Annotated in this window: 18 protein-coding genes and 2 riboswitches; of the genes, 8 read left to right on the forward strand and 10 right to left on the reverse strand. The window is 59.7% G+C overall.

Features of this window, described 5'->3' with window-relative positions:
- Positions 1-7: 7 nt before the first annotated feature.
- Positions 8-205, reverse strand: a riboswitch (cobalamin riboswitch).
- Positions 206-392: 187 nt separating this feature from the next.
- From ACSQ3J_RS28080 to ACSQ3J_RS28095, 4 genes are all read right to left on the reverse strand, one after another.
- Entirely contained in the window at positions 393-1,400 is a 1,008-nt protein-coding gene (locus ACSQ3J_RS28080; RefSeq protein ID WP_436040792.1) for a FecCD family ABC transporter permease, read from the reverse strand.
- 78 nt (positions 1,401-1,478) lie between these two features.
- Positions 1,479-2,441, reverse strand: coding sequence for an ABC transporter substrate-binding protein (locus ACSQ3J_RS28085; RefSeq protein ID WP_060503450.1), 963 nt, complete (start codon positions 2,439-2,441; stop codon positions 1,479-1,481).
- 16 nt (positions 2,442-2,457) lie between these two features.
- Positions 2,458-3,183 carry an ABC transporter ATP-binding protein gene (locus ACSQ3J_RS28090; RefSeq protein ID WP_244482026.1) on the reverse strand — a complete coding sequence of 242 codons (726 nt, stop codon included), beginning with the start codon at positions 3,181-3,183 and terminating at the stop codon, positions 2,458-2,460.
- A 93-nt stretch (positions 3,184-3,276) separates the two neighbouring features.
- A complete protein-coding gene (locus ACSQ3J_RS28095) occupies positions 3,277-3,684 on the reverse strand; it encodes a DUF1636 family protein (RefSeq protein ID WP_060503448.1) in 408 nt (135 codons plus the stop codon).
- Positions 3,685-3,793: 109 nt separating this feature from the next.
- Positions 3,794-4,008, reverse strand: a riboswitch (cobalamin riboswitch).
- A 633-nt stretch (positions 4,009-4,641) separates the two neighbouring features.
- On the opposite strand from ACSQ3J_RS28095, the gene rpsU reads away from it, so the two are divergent.
- Together rpsU and ACSQ3J_RS28105 are read left to right on the forward strand one after the other, a co-directional pair.
- Positions 4,642-4,875, forward strand: a complete 234-nt coding sequence (gene rpsU / locus ACSQ3J_RS28100) for a 30S ribosomal protein S21 (protein WP_037110421.1) — start codon at positions 4,642-4,644, stop codon at positions 4,873-4,875.
- A gap of 299 nt (positions 4,876-5,174) precedes the next feature.
- On the forward strand, positions 5,175-5,621 hold the full coding sequence (locus ACSQ3J_RS28105; RefSeq protein WP_060503447.1) for an acyl-CoA thioesterase: 447 nt from the start codon (positions 5,175-5,177) through the stop codon (positions 5,619-5,621).
- Here the strand turns inward: ACSQ3J_RS28105 and ACSQ3J_RS28110 are convergent.
- Complete coding sequence (locus ACSQ3J_RS28110; protein ID WP_060503446.1) at positions 5,618-6,577, reverse strand: LysR family transcriptional regulator; 960 nt, start codon at positions 6,575-6,577, stop codon at positions 5,618-5,620. The genes ACSQ3J_RS28105 and ACSQ3J_RS28110 overlap by 4 nt on opposite strands.
- Positions 6,578-6,713: 136 nt before the next feature.
- On the opposite strand from ACSQ3J_RS28110, the gene ACSQ3J_RS28115 reads away from it, so the two are divergent.
- The 6 genes from ACSQ3J_RS28115 (at position 6,714) to ACSQ3J_RS28140 (ending at position 13,214) form a co-directional block, all read left to right on the forward strand.
- Positions 6,714-7,496 carry an ABC transporter substrate-binding protein gene (locus ACSQ3J_RS28115; RefSeq protein WP_060503445.1) on the forward strand — a complete coding sequence of 261 codons (783 nt, stop codon included), beginning with the start codon at positions 6,714-6,716 and terminating at the stop codon, positions 7,494-7,496.
- An 81-nt stretch (positions 7,497-7,577) separates the two neighbouring features.
- Positions 7,578-8,225 (forward strand): amino acid ABC transporter permease, encoded by a 648-nt coding sequence (locus ACSQ3J_RS28120; RefSeq protein WP_060503444.1) that lies wholly within the window; start codon positions 7,578-7,580, stop codon positions 8,223-8,225.
- 13 nt (positions 8,226-8,238) lie between these two features.
- Complete coding sequence (locus ACSQ3J_RS28125) at positions 8,239-8,898, forward strand: amino acid ABC transporter permease (protein ID WP_060503443.1); 660 nt, start codon at positions 8,239-8,241, stop codon at positions 8,896-8,898.
- Entirely contained in the window at positions 8,895-9,659 is a 765-nt protein-coding gene (locus ACSQ3J_RS28130; protein WP_060503442.1) for an amino acid ABC transporter ATP-binding protein, read from the forward strand. Before ACSQ3J_RS28125 ends, ACSQ3J_RS28130 begins: the two co-directional genes overlap by 4 nt.
- Positions 9,660-10,116: 457 nt before the next feature.
- On the forward strand, positions 10,117-11,088 hold the full coding sequence (locus ACSQ3J_RS28135) for a sugar-binding transcriptional regulator (protein ID WP_060503492.1): 972 nt from the start codon (positions 10,117-10,119) through the stop codon (positions 11,086-11,088).
- Between the two features lie 71 nt (positions 11,089-11,159).
- On the forward strand, positions 11,160-13,214 hold the full coding sequence (locus ACSQ3J_RS28140) for a bifunctional aldolase/short-chain dehydrogenase (protein WP_060503441.1): 2,055 nt from the start codon (positions 11,160-11,162) through the stop codon (positions 13,212-13,214).
- Between the two features lie 19 nt (positions 13,215-13,233).
- Here the strand turns inward: ACSQ3J_RS28140 and ACSQ3J_RS28145 are convergent, their stop codons facing one another.
- The 5 genes from ACSQ3J_RS28145 to ACSQ3J_RS28165 all read right to left on the reverse strand — a co-directional run bounded on the left by ACSQ3J_RS28145 (position 13,234) and on the right by ACSQ3J_RS28165 (position 17,708).
- On the reverse strand, positions 13,234-13,653 hold the full coding sequence (locus tag ACSQ3J_RS28145) for a type II toxin-antitoxin system VapC family toxin (protein ID WP_060503440.1): 420 nt from the start codon (positions 13,651-13,653) through the stop codon (positions 13,234-13,236).
- Positions 13,653-13,904: a type II toxin-antitoxin system VapB family antitoxin gene (locus ACSQ3J_RS28150; protein ID WP_347360141.1), complete on the reverse strand. Its 252-nt coding sequence runs from the start codon at positions 13,902-13,904 to the stop codon at positions 13,653-13,655. Before ACSQ3J_RS28150 ends, ACSQ3J_RS28145 begins: the two co-directional genes overlap by 1 nt.
- A gap of 120 nt (positions 13,905-14,024) precedes the next feature.
- Positions 14,025-15,077 (reverse strand): substrate-binding domain-containing protein, encoded by a 1,053-nt coding sequence (locus tag ACSQ3J_RS28155; RefSeq protein ID WP_060503439.1) that lies wholly within the window; start codon positions 15,075-15,077, stop codon positions 14,025-14,027.
- 61 nt (positions 15,078-15,138) lie between these two features.
- Positions 15,139-16,080, reverse strand: a complete 942-nt coding sequence (locus ACSQ3J_RS28160; protein ID WP_162763900.1) for an ABC transporter permease — start codon at positions 16,078-16,080, stop codon at positions 15,139-15,141.
- 119 nt (positions 16,081-16,199) lie between these two features.
- Complete coding sequence (locus tag ACSQ3J_RS28165) at positions 16,200-17,708, reverse strand: sugar ABC transporter ATP-binding protein (protein ID WP_060503438.1); 1,509 nt, start codon at positions 17,706-17,708, stop codon at positions 16,200-16,202.
- Positions 17,709-17,810: the final 102 nt, after the last annotated feature.

The following is a 17,810-nucleotide window of genomic DNA, read 5'->3' on the forward strand; positions in this document are numbered from 1 at the left end:
TGTTCACGTATGACAACGGCTGACGGCAGGTCTCCTGACTCGCGGTTCGCTGCTCCCTATCGCCTTCCCAGGCGGAGCCCAGTGGCGTGTTGACAGGAAGCTAGCCGCTTACAGTTGCGGGGGCAGTCGCGGCATTGGATGCATGACATCCGCACCGCGTTCCCTTTTGATTCCCTTGCGGGAAACCGTCGCGCCTTTGTTGCGGAGCACGCGCCGGTTGTGCAAGTCACGTTTGAGACTATAGTGGCGTTCTCATGCCGTGCGACCTGTCATGATAAGGAACATTGCCATCGGTCATCCCGGTCTCCGTCGGGACAACCTGTTGAGGCTCCACAGCAGCTACGATCACATTGGTGATCCGGCGGCGGCAATGGTCCGTTCAAGGGCCCCGTTTAACGCCGCAGGATTGCAATGAAGGCAAGGCCGCCGACCAGACCGGTTATCACGCCGATCGGTATGTCCTCCGGCGCCATGACGACACGGGAGGCGATATCGGCAAGGATCAGCACCACGGCGCCGGTGAGCGCCGACAGCGGGATAACACGGACGTTGTCGCTACCGGCGGCAAGCCGGACGAAGTGTGGCACCATCAGCCCGACAAACCCGATGGCGCCCGAAAAGGCCACCATCACCCCAGTTACTAGAGCGGTGATCACGAACAACTGTGCCCGAAAGCGGACGACCGGGATGCCGAGCGTTGCGGCAGTCTCGTCGCCCATGGCCAGCGCATTGATTTCCCGTGCGCGCAAGATGAGCCAGACGAGGCAGCCGCCGAGAGCAACGGCGGGATAGACAAGGTGTGGCCATTGCGCCAGCCCCAGGCCGCCCAGCAACCAGAATACAACCGTATGAGCGGCACGAGGATCACCAAGAAAGATCAGGAGATTGGCAAGAGCTGTTGCAACGAAGGCGACGGCAATGCCTGACAACACCAGCCGGTCCGCCGCTTGGCCGGTAAAGCGGGTGACCGCGACGACGGCGATAGTGGCGAGAAGCGAACCGATGAATGCAAACAGTGGCACGGTGACGAGACCGAAGATGAGGCCGGTGTGAAGCAGCGCCAGGATCGCGCCGAGCGCGCCGCCGGAGGAAACCCCGAGCAGATGCGGGTCGGCGAGCGGATTGCGTGTGACAGCCTGCAACACGGCGCCGACGACGGCAAGACCCGCACCCACCAATGCAGCCAGAATGACGCGCGGAAAGCGGACATCCCACACGATACTATCGCGGCCTGCCGACCATGTGACCTCGATCAGGCCCGGGGCCAGCTTGTTGACAACGATGGACCAGACGGTGACGAACGAAATGGGAGCAGCGCCCAGAGAGACACCTGCCGTGATACAAAGGCCGATCAGTATTGCCGGTACGGTCACAATCAGAAGAAGTCGGCCACTGGTCATGTCAGGTCCATCTTGTCCGCAGAAAGCAAAGGCCGGGCAGATCAGCCCACCCGGCCGGGTGTTTAGGGGCCGCGGAGGCTACATGTTGCGGGGATGAAATGCGTCAGCGAGGCGGCCGATCGCATCGATGTTGCGCGGGCCGGGTGTGGCTTCGACATAGTCGAGCACGACGAAACGGTCATTCTTGACGGCATCAAGGCTTTTGAAGGCGGGATTTTCCTTCATGAAGGCGATCTTCTGCTCGGCGCTCACGTCGCCGTAATTGACGATGACGATCGCTTGCGGATTGCGCTCGATTACCGGTTCCCAGGACACTTCGGTCCAGCTTTTCTCCACGTCTTCCATGATATTGATGCCCCCGGCCGCCTCGATCATCGCGGTTGGAATACCGAAACGTCCGGATGTAAACGGTTTTCCGGTGCCGGAATCATAGACAAAGACGCGCACGGGTTGCTTGACCTCGCCAATCCGGTTCTTGATGTCGGCAAGCCCTTTTTCGTAGCTTGCGACGAGGGCTTTCGCCCTGTCGTCGACGCCGAAGATTGCGCCGAGATTGAGAATATCGACAAACATGTCGTTCATCGTCGGCTTGGCCTTCGCCATGATGTGAATGCAGGATTCCGTCAGTTCATAGACCTTGATCTTGAACGGATCGAGTGTTTCGGGCGTCACCTCGCCACCGGCTTTCATGCCGTAGTTCCAGCCGGCGAAAAAGAAATCGGCGTCGGCATTGAGCAGGACTTCCTTGGTTGGATATTTTTCCGCCAGCTCGGGGAGCGCTTTGACGCCTTCGCGCAGCTTCTCGTCCAGCGTTTTCCAGCCGGATATCCCGGTATAGCCAACCATATGGTCTTGCAGTTGCAGAGCCAGCATCATCTCGGTGAGATTGACGTCGTGGGAAATTGCCCGCTTCGGCGCGGCATCGAAGGTGATCTCGCGGTTGCAGCTCTTGACGGTGACCGGATAGGCAAATGCCGGCATGGCGATGAGTGTCGTGGCGAGAAAACCCGCAGCGGAGGCGAGCAGGCGGAAAGAGGGCATGGTTGGTCCTTTCGGTTCAGGCGGTCTTGAGGGAAAATGAAAAACGCGCTGCGATGTTGCCCTCTACGGGATGAGCAAGGGCAGTGACGCCGAAGGTGTCCGAAATCGCGTGTGGCGTCAGTACCTCGTCCGGCCGGCCGAAGCCGACCATCCGGCCGTCGCGCATCAGCGCCACATGGGTAGCGAACGTGCTGGCCAGATTGATATCGTGCAGCGTGGTGACGATGGTCAGTTTCAGCCCGGCCAGCAGATGAAGAATTTCCAGCTGGTGGCGGATATCGAGATGGTTGGTTGGCTCATCAAGGATGATGATATCCGGCTCCTGCGCCAGCGCCCTGGCCACCAGCACCCGCTGCTTCTCGCCGCCCGATAGCGTCGAGAACTGGCGCTTGGCCATAATGGCGAGCTCGAGATGCTCTAGGCAGTGCACGACCTGTGCACGATCCTCGTCTCGCCAGCCTGTCAGCCCTTGGCGCCGCGGAATACGGCCCATCATCACCACATCGAACACGGTGAAAGGGAAATCCGCCGGCATTTCCTGAAGCACGACGGCAACGCGGCGGGCGACTGCCCGGGCTGAAAGCGTGCGAATGTCCTCGCCATCGATTTCGGTCCGGCCTTCCAGTGGCGCCACGCCGCGATAGAGGCAGCGCAACAGCGACGTCTTGCCCGCACCATTCGGCCCGACGATGGCAAGTCGGTCGCCAGCTTCCAGTGAAAAACTGACATCGCGAACAAGCATCAGATTCGTATTTGGACCCCAGCTGAGGCCCAAAACGTTGAGGCTTGCGCCCCTGCCGTCACAGCTCATGGATTGCCCCCCGGAACCACGGTTTCATTGAATGCGCTCTCCGGGATGTTCCGAGACGAGCAAGGCCGCCGGGATTCGGGCAATGGTCTTGCCGCCAAGGCCGCGGGGACGTTCGGCCTCGCGTGTCACGCCATCCGGCCGTCCGGCATAGATTACGGCGAAATCCACCAGTGCTGCGATATCGGTGTCCGGCGCGATGTCGCCAAACAGATAGGTCGCCTTGCCGCTCGCCTGGAACGCGATCGTGCAGGGACGCCGGCAACCGGCCATGCAAACGGTGCCCTCGATGGAAAAATCGGAGCCGCTGGCAACACCCATGCGCGACAGGCTGTCATTGAGGCGGGCAAGCAGTTCCAGTCCCGGGCGGCACGCGGCGCCGGTGATCCGGCAATCGGTGCAGACGGTTATGATGTGCTGTGGATGATGCGCCATGTCTTTTCCCCGGTGGCGACATCCGGAGTCCACATGGCAAAAAATCGCAAACGCGCTGAAACGTTGCTCTCAAGCCAGATTTTTTCCATCGGAACACCCCGTCCGTTGCAGTTGATCATCGATGATGGCAGGTCTCCTGGCTCGCGGGTCGATGCGCATCCACCCCTTCCCGGCGCTTGGCCAGTGGGATGTTGTGAATGCACTCTCCGCTTACAGTTGCGGGGGCAGCCACGGTTTTGGCCCCTGATGGGTCGTCCTCACCGTGTTCCCTTTTCAGCCGCTCCAAGGTCACCTGGAAGCAGCACCATCAGCTCGACATCTCGCACGATTCCACCAGCCAGGCAACGCCGGATACCGATCTTCCAATAGCCTTGTTGCGGCAGTAATGTTATTTAATAACATATTCAGTGTCAAGTGTCGCTATCGCCGGGTGAACCGGCTGGTTCTTCTCGCGTGTCGGATTTGCCGTGTCTGGAGCGCTGCCGGAATACTCCCGGCCTGGGTGGTGGCAATGCGATGTTCCTGCGGTAACTGCCGGATCCGGCAGGTTGAGCATAATCAGACTTCATCATCTGTGTTGGAGCGTCCAATGAACCTTTTCAATCCCGCCGGTCACCCGGAACGCAGTATCGCAATCTTTGCTCTTGTTGTGTGGCTAGCGACAATTGGACGGGCGATTACCATTACCTATGGCCAATGATGGCTGCAGCGAAAATGAAGATGGACGCCGAAGACGGATGAATCGCGGCTTTGGTCGCGGGCTGTTGCAGCTTGGTTTTCAGCGTTCTTGGCGGAAAACCGCCAGATTGATGAAGGGGTTCCTGCTAAAATTTGAGGGTCTGAACAAAAGACTAGGCAGATAATGTGAGAAATTTTGCCTTACGCTCTGGATTTGGTTCGTAAATTGCTCTACTGCCCCTGCCATCTCTAGTGAACATCAGACTTTGAAAGATTCACATGCAAGTATTGGTTCGCGACAACAACGTCGATCAGGCTCTCCGAGTGTTGAAGAAGAAGCTTCAGCGCGAAGGCGTATTCCGTGAAATGCGTATGCGGGAAGCATACGAAAAGCCGTCCGTCAAAAAGGCGCGCCAGAAGGCTGAAGCCATCAGCCGCCAGCGCAAGAATGCGCGCAAGCAGCTTCAGCGCGAAGGCCTGCTGCCGGCACCGAAGAAGAAGCCAACCCGCTAACAGCGGTAGCTTCTGACGAGATTGGGACTTTAAGTCCAAGGCGCGTCCGGATACCGGGCGCGCCTCGTTTCGTTGCTTCCATTACATAGATGCGCAGCTTTGTCGCCTGCCTGCTGTGAGGGCTCGAGGGCGAAAGGTAGTGGCTTGCCACCGGCGAGAGCGTGATCTGATTCCGTGCAAATTCCTTTGAGACATTTTTGGGTCGGATTAGCCGCGTTGCGCGCGTTCCCCCGTTCCGCTAAATCTCTGGCCTGCGGGCAGCACAAGCGGCTCCGTTTCGGTGCCTGTCGGGGGAAATCATGTCCGGTCAATCGCTTGTTACCTATGTCGGCGTGGCGCATCCGTGGATGTGCGACATCATGGGGCATATGAACGTTCGCCATTATGCGGCGATGTTCGATGATGCCAGTTTCCAGCTCCTCGGTCATATTACTGGCGCTGACAGTCTTGCCGATGCCAGCCGCGGCTGGGCCGATGTCCGGTCCGAGGTGGAATACAAGCACGAGACCAAGGCCGGCGCCCTGCTGACGATCCGCTCGCGTGTGATCAAGACCGGCCGCAGTTCGGTGACGTTCGAGCAGGTCATGTCCGGTTCGCTGGATGGCGTCGTCCACGCGATCAATAGAACGGTCAGCGTCCGGTTTGACCTTACCGCGCGGGTTGCCGTTGGGCTCGACGCGGAGATGCGGGCACGTGCAGAGGCGCTTCAGACGGACGCCGCAGCCAACGAAAATAGCGCGGGCTAAGCGCCATAAATCCGTTGATCGAGAGGTGTTTCGGCGATTGCGGTCTGGATGCCGGTGATCAGCGCCTTTTCGGCGCGGTTGATGATCTTTTCCGGGTTCACCAGCAGAAAGACATCGATTGCCGGTGGTGTCTCGTAGGGTGGCAGCCGCCACAGCACGCCGTCCGCGACATCGCGTCGGGCGACATGAAGCGGCAACGGCCCGATCCCGAGCCCCGCGATGATCATGCGGCGCACCTCCTCGAGGCTTGACGACACGCCAACAACATTGGTGGCGAGCTTCGCCTCGCTGCGCAGAAGTGCCACGGGCCTCAGCACATCAGCGATATTGTCGGTGTGGAACGAGACGGACGGTTCGCCTTTCAGGTCTGCGAGCGTCAAGTCCCCCTGGCCGAAGAAGCGATGATCCGGCCCGCAGAAAAAGCCGAAGAATTCCCGGTAGACCATCGTGTAATCGAGGGCGGCATCGCGGTTGCTGACAAGGCATAGCCCAAGGGACGCTCGCTTTTCACGGACCTGCCGCGTTACCTCGCCGCTGGTCGCGACCGAGATGGTCAGCGTGGCACGTGGGTGACTGCGATGAAATGCCGTCAGCGCCTTGTCGAAGATCGGCGAAATGACATGGCTGGCGACGGCGATCGTGACATGGCCGGTCACGTCATCGCCGACGCCGCGCACCAGTTGAGGCAACTGTGAAATCGTACCGAAGACCTCGATGCTCTGCTCATAGAGCAGTTGGCCGACATCCGTCAGTTCGAAGCGGGTGGCGTCGCGCTCGACCAGCCGGCGGCCGACCCGGTCTTCCAGGCGGCGCAGCGCATTGCTGACACTCGGTTGCTTGAGGTTGAGCTGCTCGGCGGCACGGGTAATGCTCTTCACTTCTGCAATCACCACGAAGGTCCGTAGCAGGTTCCAGTCCAGTTCCCAGACCAGCCGTTCAGATCGCGATGGTATCATTCCTGAAATCTATGCCTTCTATTTCCATTATCTATTTGCGCAATAATAGAACTAAAGCAATCATCAAATCCGGAAGGCGCGTCCACGCGTACCCAAGCGACAGAGAATGCGCTTTCATCCAGAGGAAAACAGTAACATGAAGACACTCATTTCAGGCCTCGTGGCCGCCACCCTGGCCCTTGCTGCCAGCTTTACCGCTTTTACGGCCAGCGCCGACGATCTGGAGGCGATCAAGTCCTCCGGTGAGATCCGCATCGCCATGTCCGGCCAGTATCCTCCGTTCAATTTTGTCAACGAGAAGAACGAAGTCGTCGGCTTTGATGCCTCGATCGGAACGGCGATCGCCGAACGCGTCGGCGTCAAGGGCACGCTCGTGACGACCGCCTGGGACGGGATCATCGCCGGCCTGCTTGCCAACAAGTTCGACACCGTCGTCGGCTCGATGACCATCACGCCGGAACGCGAAAAGGTCGTCGATTTCGTCGGTCCCTACTACCACGCCGGCCGGGCGGTCTTCGTCAGCGAAGCATCGACCGTGCAGAAGCTGGACGAACTGAAGGGCAAGACACTCGGCGTCACGCTCGGCGAAACACATGAGAAATGGGCTCGCGAACAGGGCGGCTGGGACGTGCGCACCTACAAGGGCCTGCCGGAACTGCTGCTCGAACTGAAGGCTGGCCGCGTCGATGCCATCGTCGTCGATAACATCCCGGTGATGGTTGCCGTCAAGGAAACCGGCGAAAAAGTCCGCCGCCTGGAAACGCCTGATATTGAAGGTGGCAGCGTCGCCATCGGCATTGCCATCCGCAAGAACAATCCGGAGCTGAAGGCTGCGATGCAGAAGGCATTGGACGAGATGATGGCGGATGGATCCTACGAGAAGATCGCCATGGAATGGGTTGGCAGCGACATCCGCTGATCGATCGATAGCCAAGACCATTTGGCCGGCTGAAATAAGCCGGCCAAATGCCGTTCGCAGGCCTTTTCCGGAGTTTTTCCCATGGATTTCCCGCTGATGCTGCGCGTCTTCCCGTTTTTCGTGGAAGCCGCTTGGGTCACCGTGCAGATATCGGTGCTGTCGTTGCTGCTTGGCCTTGTGGTCGCAGCCATTATCGCTTCGGCGAAGATGTCGGGTTCGTTTGTGCTGCGGGCAATCGGCAGTCTCTATGTCAGCGTGTTTCGCGGCACACCCTGCCTGATCCAGCTGTTCGTTCTTTATTTCGGCGGTCCACAGATCGGCATCAATCTCGATCCTTTTGCCGCCGGTGTCATCGGACTGGGGTTGAACATCGGCGCCTACATGGCCGAATCCATTCGCGGCGGCATTATCGGCGTCGATCGGGGCCAGGTGGAGGCCTCGCGCACCATCGGCTTCAGCCGGTTGCAGACGCTGCGCCTTGTTGTCCTGCCACAGGCGGCACGCCTGATGATCCGGCCGCTTGGCGTCAACGCCGTCGGCCTGATCAAGGGATCGGCGCTGGTTTCGACGATCTCGGTCGTCGAACTCACCTATACGGCGCAGCGTTTCATCGGTTCCACCTACAAGCCGTTCGAGATCTTCGGCATTGCCGCCCTGCTCTACATGATCATCGTCTACGTTGTGGCGCGGGCGGTCGATGTCCTCGACCGGCGCTACGCCATCAACTGAGGGAGAGGGCAACATGCAAGGTCTCGATTTCAGCGTCGTTACGCCCTATACCGACCTCCTGCTCATGGGAGTGTGGTGGACGGTGGTACTGACCATCAGCGGAGCCATCATCAGCTTCTTCTTCGGCATCTTCTTCGCCGTCGCTGTGCTCTATGCACCGAAGGTGATTGCCTATCCGATCCGCTTCTTCATGTGGCTGTTCATGGGGACGCCGCTGCTTTTGCAGCTCTTCCTGATCTATTTCGGCCTTGCGCAGATCGGCCTTAACGTGCCGGCGCTTGCTGCCGGCATCATTGGCCTTGGACTTCACTTTGCCGTCTACAATGCCGATGTCATGCGCGCCGGTATCGTCGCGGTTGATACCGGGCAGACGGAAGGTGCGCGCAGTATCGGTTTTGGCCGGTTCCAGACGCTGCGTTATGTCGTCATCCCGCAGGCGGTGCGCAACACCCTGCCCTCGATCGGTAACAATCTGATCGTGCTGTTGAAGGAATCGTCGCTGGTTTCGATCATCGGCATTGCCGAACTTGTGCATTCGGCCCAGCTGGCCATCAGCGAAACGTTCCGGCCATTCGAGTTCTACATCACGGTGGCAGCACTCTATTACATACTCAATCTCGTCCTTGAAACCGGTTTGCGGCAGGTCGAAAAACAAGTGGAGGTATCCCGATGACCGTCCAGCGGCCCATGGTCGAGGTAAAGGGCGCCCGCAAGGCCTATGGCGCCCTGGAAGTCCTCAAGGGGATCGATCTATCCGTCACACGCGGCCAGATCGTTGCCATTATCGGCCCGAGCGGTTCCGGCAAAAGCACGCTCCTGCGCTCCATCAACCATCTCGAAACGCTGAATGGCGGCGAGATCTGGCTTGATGGTGTGCAGGTCAATCAACCCCTGCGCGGAGCGGCGTTCGAGCGGCACATCAATGCGGTGCGCCAGCAGATGGGCATGGTGTTCCAGCACTTCAATCTGTTTCCGCATCTGACGGTGCTGGAGAACATCACCATGGGGCCGGTCATTCTCAAGGGCATGGCCAAGAATGCGGCCCGCGAGCTTGCTGTGGAGCTGTTGTCGAAGGTCGGGCTTGCGGAGAAGGTCGATGCCTATCCGTCACGGCTGTCCGGCGGACAGAAGCAGCGTGTCGCGATCGCCCGGGCACTCGCCATGCAGCCGAAGGTGATGCTGTTTGACGAAGCGACATCGGCGCTCGACCCCGAACTGGTCGATGAGGTCAATGCGGTGATGAAGCAGCTCGCTGCCGAGCATATGACCATGCTGATCGTCACCCACGAAATGCGCTTTGCCGGCGAGGTCGCTGATCGCGTCCTGTTCATGGATGGCGGCGTCGTCGTCGAAGAAGGGCCGCCGAGTGAGATTTTCCGCGCACCGGTACAGGACCGTACCAAGGCCTTCCTGAAGAAGTATCTCGCGGCATAAATGATACGATCCGTCATGCCGGAAGCTAATTCCGGCATGACGTTTGACGCCGGCGCAGTAGTGCCCGCCAGTCATCCGCGCGCCGCCATTGTTGCGGCAGGAACGCATGCGCCCCAGTGCCCCATCATCCTTGGCGGCTACCGCGCAAATATTGCCAATAGCGCCGCTATGGCCTGAAATCCTCTCCCAGACTGTTTACCCGGCACATCTCAAAATCGCGATGCCGAAGCCGGCGTGCGATACTGCAAGACAGCAGGGCTAATCTGCTGACGCTGCTGCTTCCAAAAGGATTTCAATCTATCGCAGCTCGCTGACTGCGTACTCACAGCGCCTCGCTTCACTGCGCATGGATGCCTCGGGCGGATACGGTCCATGCCAAATAGCTTCTTTCAAAGCTCTATTTGACTTTTGTCAACAGTGATGACTATTGTCTAATTCGGCGATTGAAGGAGATATGATGCCCATCCGGTCCACTGATCAGATCCTGCATAAGGCCGCGTGGCTTTACTATACCCATGGCCTTCGACAGGATGAAGTGGCGCAGCGGCTGAATATTTCCCGTGCGTCCGTCGCCACCTATCTGCGGCGCGCCCGCGAAACCGGCATCGTCAACATAGCAACATCGACACAGCTGTTTGCCGACGACATTTTGGCGCGGCAGCTGGAGGATGCACTCGGCCTGACCTCGGTGTGGATCGTGCCGGAAGACCGCCAGGCCATGGATCCAACTGCGGAAATGCCTGTGGTTGCCGCCGCAGTGTTTCAGGAGCTGATCAACAAGGGCGATCGTGTGGGGGTCGCCTGGGGCCGAACGGTCTACCATCTGGCCGATGTCATGCCCTATGCCGACCTGCAAGGTGTCACTGTCGTCCAGTTGTGCGGAAATCTTGGAGCGCCGTACTCCTATCGGCCTGACCAGTGCACTACTGAAATAGCCCGGCGCCTGAATGCGGAGGGCATCAATGTCTATGCGCCGCTTGTACTGAGTTCTGAACAATTGGCTGCTGCCCTGCGTGCCGAACCGGTGATCCGCGAGCAGATGGCGACAATTTCCGACTGCCAGCTGGCACTCTATTCCGTGGGTGGCATCGAGGATGATAGTCATCTGGTGAAATGCGGCGCGCTGACAGCTGAAGAAATGCACGCGCTGGGAGAAACGGGCGCTGCCGGGGTCATTGCCGGCCAGATCATCGACCATGCTGGCCAATGGCTGGACTGTGCCTATAACCGGCGCTGTATTTCCGCTGATCTGGATTCCATCCGGGCGATCGGCAAGCGCATGATGGTGGTGCAGGAAGACGGAAAGTTCGAGCCGCTGGTGGCGGCCATCAAAGGCGGCTTCGCCTCGCATCTGGTGGTGACCACCTCCATGGCCCGGCGGCTTCTTGAGCGCTGGACCACAGAGGCCCGCAGCCGCTCCGCGCCGTAAACCATCTCAATCATACCTGATCCGCCCGGCGAGGACCGGGCCTGAAAACCTGCCCAAGGGAGGAGCAAGCAATGAAAAATCTCTGGAGCGACACTGACGCCGAAGCCATGGTCGCAACCTATGCCGCAAAGGGCATCAACCGCGATCTGGCGCTGCGCACCTATACGACGCGGCTGCTCGGCGGCGATCCGCGGCTGGTTCTGCATGGCGGTGGCAATACCTCGGTGAAGACCACAGTCAGCGATCTGATTGGTGACGAATGGGATGTTCTCTGCGTCAAGGGCAGCGGCTGGGACATGGGCGTCATCGAACCGGCGGGCCTTCCCGCCGTCAAGATCGCGCCTCTCTTGAAGGCACGTAAGCTGAACAGGCTTTCCGACGAGGACATGGTCACGCTACAGCGCGCCAACCTGATCGATCCCGCCTCGCCAAACCCCTCCGTCGAGGCCTTGCTGCACGCCTTCATTCCGCACAAGTTTGTCGATCATACCCACTCGACCGGCGTTCTGGCGATTGCCGACCTTGAGGGCAGCATGGAGATCAGCGCCAAGGTGTTCGGGCCGAAGATGGGGCTGGTGCCCTATGTGATGCCCGGCTTCGACCTCGCCAAGCTGGCCGCCGAAGTCTTCGACAGGGATCCGACCGTGGATGGCCTGATTCTCGATAAACACGGCATCTTCACCTTTGGCGCCACCGCCAAGGAAGCCTATGACCGGATGATCCACTATGTGACGCTGGCCGAAGACCATGTGGCGAAGAACGGCAAGAACCCGTTCACTCCGGCCGCCCTGCCCGCAAATCTCGCCAAGCCCAATGAAATTGCTGCCATGCTGCGCGGTGCCGTCGCCGTTTCGAAGGGTGAAGGCCGGTATGACCGGATGATCGGCGAGTTCCGCACCTCGCCGGCGATTCTCGACTTCGTCAATGCAGCTGAGGTCGAGGACATGGCCTCGCGTGGCGTTTCGACACCGGATCTGTCCATCCGCATCAAGACCGGACCGATGGTGCTGCCGGCGCCGGATGCAAGCAATCTGGATGGATACAAGGTGGCGATTGCCGACCGCGTCGCGCAGTTCGTGGAAAACTATACTGCATATTTCGAGGCGAACGACGGCCGCGACGACGTCAAACGCGTCATGCTGGACCCAATGCCACGCCTGACGCTGTTACCGGGATTGGGCATGTTCGGCCATGGCCGGACCCTGAAGGATGCCAAGATCGCCGCCGATGTCGGGGAAATGTGGATTGAAGCCGCCCGCGACGCCGAATCCATCGGACGCTTTCAGCCGGTCAGCAAGCCCGATCTGTTCGATCTCGAATATTGGTCGCTGGAGCAGGCAAAGCTTGCGGGCGCCAAGGCCAAACCGTTCACCGGCCAGGTTGCCATCGTCACCGGCGGCGCTGGCGCGATCGGGGCTGCCACCGCAAAGGCTTTTGCCCGTGAAGGCGCTCATGTCGTGGTACTGGATCTCGACGGGACCAAGGCGGCCGAGATCGCAAAGTCGATTGGTAACCAGTCGATCGGCCTTGCCTGCGACGTCACCGATACGGCATCCGTGCGCGCTGCGTTCGACGCTGCTGTCAGCACCTATGGCGGTGTCGATATCGTCGTCTCCAATGCGGGCGCCGCGTGGGAGAGTCCGATTGCCACCATGGACGACGCCTTGATGCGCAAAAGCTTCGAGCTCAATTTCTTCTCGCACCAGAGCGTCGCGCAGAATGCGGTCCGGATCATGAAGGAGCAGTCGACTGGTGGGGTTCTGCTGTTCAATGCCAGCAAGCAGGCGGTCAATCCCGGCGCCAATTTTGGTGCCTACGGCCTGCCCAAGGCCGCGGCGCTGTTCCTGTCGCGCCAATATGCTCTGGAGCATGGCAAGGACGGCATCCGCTCGAACGCCGTCAACGCTGACCGTATCCGCTCCGGCCTGCTCAACGAGGAGATGATCGCCAATCGCTCGGCGGCCCGCGGCCTGTCGGTCAAGGATTATATGGGCGGCAACCTGCTTGGCCTCGAAGTCACGGCCGACGATGTCGCTCAGGCTTTCGTGCACCAGGCTTTGGCCGAGCGCACCACCGCCGATGTCACCACTGTCGATGGCGGGAACATCGCTGCGGCGATGCGGTAGGTCATGATAGCGACCTCGTTCAGGCGAGGTCGGTCAACGCGAAATCATCGCCCTTGTATGCAAGGGCGATGTTCAGTGCCTTCGTACAGGCGTAGCTGAAGCAGTCTCCGAAATTGAGATCTGCCGGGTGTCCAACCGCCTTGCCGTAGATCATGGCTGTATCGATGGCTACCGAGCCGATTTCCGGCGTCACCGCAATCTCCGTTGATCCGATTGCCGACAGGAATTCCGTGACGGCGGCATTGGCCGTGGCAACGGCCTCCTTGCTTTTCGGCTTGTCTGGCTGCTGGAACTTCCTGGCGAGGCCAAGCACCGCTTCGAAACGGACGACCGGCGAAATCACGAATGCTCCATCGGCGATTTCCAGCCGCTTGACGATCTCTTGCCAGCCGGGTTCGCGGGCAATGATCGCCACGATGACGGACGCATCGAGGAACATCAGAGATTATCCCACATCTCGTCAGTGAATGTTTTCATATCGAAATTCGGATCGCCTGCGCCCATCGCCCCGGCGATGGCTTGGGCCTTGGCAATTCGCTCCCGCAGCGGGCGTTGCTGCTGCACGCGATCAAGCTCATGCTGTAAAGCCTGACGCACGGCGTCTGTCTTGCTCGGCGCTTTGAGAGCCTTCTGCAATTGTGCTGCCAGGGCATTGACGGTGTCATCGCGAATAAAAAGAGCCAAGCGCATATCCTCTTCAGATATACATATATCAAAAATGTATATCGCATGCAATTGGCAGGCCGAACACTCTTCACCGAACAAAAAAGGGCGACCCGAGGGCCGCCCTGAAGTTCGCCAAGCGGTCTCTTACTTGGCGTTGGGATTGGGCATCCATGCGGGCATGGCAACGTCGGCATGGGCAAACTGCGGCAGCTTGGCGCCGAGTTCTTCCATGTTCTTGATGTCGTTGTCGTTGAGGTCCTTCTGAGTGATCAGCGTCGGTGGTACGATGACACTGCGGCCCGGATCTTCGCCGGCCAGCATCATCGCCAGCGTGCGCACGGAGACCTGGCCGACAACAGCCGGATTGGTGGCGGCGGTTGCTGCCCAGGCGCTGTCCGGTTCGCGCATCGCGGCGATATCGGAGGTCGAGATGTCGGCTGAGTAGATCTTGACGCTCGACGACATGCCGGCTTCGTCGACGGCAATCTTCACACCCTTGGCGAATTCGTCGTAAGGCGCGAACATGACGGTGATGTCCGGATTGGCGGAAATGACCGAACGCGCCTGGTTGGCGACCGAGTTGGCAATCGGGTTATCCATTGTGCCGAACATGGCGGCTTCATTGATGCCCGAATACTTCTTCTTGAATTCCTTCCAGGTCTCGTCACGGCGGTCGAGCGGCGCAATACCGGCGACGTAGACATAGCCGGCCTTCCAGCTCTCACCATTGTCCTTGACGGCCTGCTCCAGTGCCAGACGGGCGAGGTCGCGGTCGGACTGCTCGACCTGCGGGATCTTCTCGTTCTCGACATTGACGTCGAAGGCGACGACCTTGATACCGGCGTCCACGGCACGCTGGGCTGCTTCCTTCATGGATTCCGTCAGGCCGTGCTGGATGATGATACCCTGAACGCCAAGCGCGATCGCCTGATCGACCATGTCGGCCTGCAGAGCCGCATCCTGGCGGCTGTCGAGCACGCGCAGGTCGACGCCGAGCGCCTTGGCCTGTGATTCAACGCCAGCCAGATAGGACTGGAAGAAGTCACCCGTCGACAGATAACGCACGAGGGCGATCTTGACGTCACCGGGCTTGTCGAATGGCGCGGGCATATCGGCCGCAAATGACACGCCTCCCAGCGCCGTTGCGGCCATTATCCCAAGCGTCAGTTTTGAAAAAGTTCTCCGTGTAAAAGTCATAAGGGTCTCCTCCACAATAGACTTGTTGTTTGATTTGCAGTCCCGCACGGAGCTTTGCTCCTCAGCGTTTGCCCCTCCTCGAGAGCGCAAAGGTGAACACCAGGGCAATGACGAGCACGAAGCCCTTGACGAAGTCCTGGGTGTAATAGGGTGCGTTCATCATCGTCAGGCCCTGCAAGAGCACGCCGACGAACAGCGCACCGATGGCGGTGCCGAACGCATTCGGCTTGGCAGCGCCAAGGACGGCAAAGCCGATCAGGGCAGCGGCGACGGAATCCAGCAGAAGATTGTTGCCCGATGCGATGTCCCCACGACCGAGACGTGCGGCCAAAAGAATGCCGCCGATCGAGGCAAAGACGCCGGAAATGATGTAGGCCCAGATCTTGTAGGCATTGACCGGTGCGCCCGCGAGGCCAGCGGCTCGCTCATTGGAGCCAACCGCATACATCATCCGGCCGAAGCGGGTATATTCCAGGAAGAACCAGATGAGGATGGCGAGAACGATCAGCACCACGACCGACACCGGCACCAGATTGGGCAGGATGAAATCGAAACGGTGACGGCCAAGCGCCAGGAAGGCGGGGCTGAAGGTGCCAGTGGCCGTCGATCCGTCCGGCATGCTCATGCCGGTGGCGATCGAGCGGCCTTCTGTCGGAATACGCTGCAGGCCGACCAGCAGGAACATCATGCCGAGCGTCGCCAGAAGGTCCGGCACGCGCATGTAGACGATCAGGAAACCGTTGATCAGACCGACGAGGACGCCGATGGCAAGGCAGACAAGCGTTGCGGTCAACGCGTCGCCCCCCATTACCACCATGACGTAGGACGACGCCATCATCGCAGTGGTGGCGACCGATCCGATCGACAGATCAAAGCCGCCGACCACCAGTGTGGCGGTCACGCCGAGCGCCAGGATGCCGGTGATCGATACCGACTGGAAGATGAAGACCGCGCTCTGCGGCGAGGCAAAGCCGCTGGTCATGATGCAGAAATAGAGGATCATGCCGAAGAGCAGCGTGATGAAGCCATATTTGATGGCGATTTCGCGCGGCGTCAGCGTTGCCGCCACTGGTGCGGCCTTGTGGGTGGATGGACTGGCGGTCGTCTGTTCAATGCTCATGTCTAAAGTACCATTTCATGTTGGCCGGCAATTTCGGCCAGAAGTCTATCGACGTTGACGTCGGCGTTGCGGTGCTCGCCGACCAGCGTATGCTCCGACATCACCAGAATACGGTCGGCGATCTCGAAGGCTTCATCAAGCTCGGTCAGGAAAACGATGGTGGCGCGGCCTGAAGCCGAAGCCCTCAGCTTGGCGGCGATGTCCCGGCGCGCGGAAATATCGACGCCCTGGAATGGCTCGTCGAGAATGAGCAGGCGTGACGCCTGGCTGAGCCACCGGCCGACCATGACCTTCTGCTGGTTGCCGCCTGACAACGTGTTCATCTCGTCGCGTTCGGTGCGGCAGACGATGCCGAGCGCTGAAATCTGCTGCCGTGCCTGCGTGCGTTCGGCTCGGCGATTGGAAATGCCGAAATTCGAAATCCGCTTCAGAAACGGCAGGCTGACATTTTCATAGATGTTGAAATCTGGAACGATGCCGCTGTCACCGCGATCCTTGGCGACGAGGAAGACACCCTGATCGATTGCTGCCCGCGTTGACTTTGGCGCATAGGCGCTGCCATCAAGCGTCATCGAGCCCGAGACCGGTACGCGGGCACCGAACAGGGTTTCGGCCAAGGCGGTTTTGCCGACACCGACAAGCCCGGTGACCGCCACCACTTCGCCATCGCCCAGCGTCATCGAGAACGGTTTTGCGCCTCGCGCGATCGTCAGCTTCTCTGCCTTGAAAACGGGAGCTGTGCCATCGCGCACGACGATGTTGCTCAGGTTGATTTTCTGCCCGAGCATGGCGTTGACCGCGCCTTCGTAATCGAGATTGTCGCCCTCAAACAGCCCGGCAATGCGGCCATCCCGCAAGGAGACGATGCTGTCGGCGAGCCGGCGGATGTCGGACATGCGGTGTGAAATATAAAGGATGGCAACGCCACGGGCGCGCAAGCGGTCGACAAGTTCGAACAGCCGGTCAGCTTCTGCACTCGACAGCGACGAGGTCGGCTCATCGAGAATGAGTACCTTGGGTTCGTGCGCCATGGCACGGGCGATCGACACCATCTGGCGGTCGGCCAGTGAAAGATCGGCGACCGTGGCGTTGAGATCGATGGCTAGCCCCATGCGGTCGGCGACGGCCTGCGCCTCGCGGCGAACGCGGCGGGGATTGAAAATGAGGTGGGCGCCACGGCCGTTCAATCGGTCGAGCGTCAGGTTGGTAGCGACATCCAGATCGGCGACGACACCATCATTGATGTTCTGGTGCACGGTGACGACACCGGACCGGATGGCTTCTGCGGGCGTTGCCGGCGCATAAGGCTGACCGGCGAGCGTGATTGTTCCGGCGTCGCGTTCATAGACGCCGCTGACGATCCTCACCAGTGTCGATTTTCCTGCTCCGTTGGCGCCCATCAGCACCGTGACGGCCCCGGTACGCAAATTCAGATCGACCCCACCCAGCACCTGGATTGGACCGAACGATTTGCGCAGACCCTCAATACGGAAAACGTGTTCCTGTATCATCTGCTCCTCCCTGATCAACAGGTTAGGCTGCCATCTAATCAAATGTCAAGCCCATTGACATTTGACAGAATGTTGGCTTACCAAAAGAGAAAGGACGGCGTG

The organism is Rhizobium sp. LjRoot98 (assembly GCF_964252935.1).
Classification (GTDB): Bacteria; Pseudomonadota; Alphaproteobacteria; order Rhizobiales; family Rhizobiaceae; genus Pararhizobium.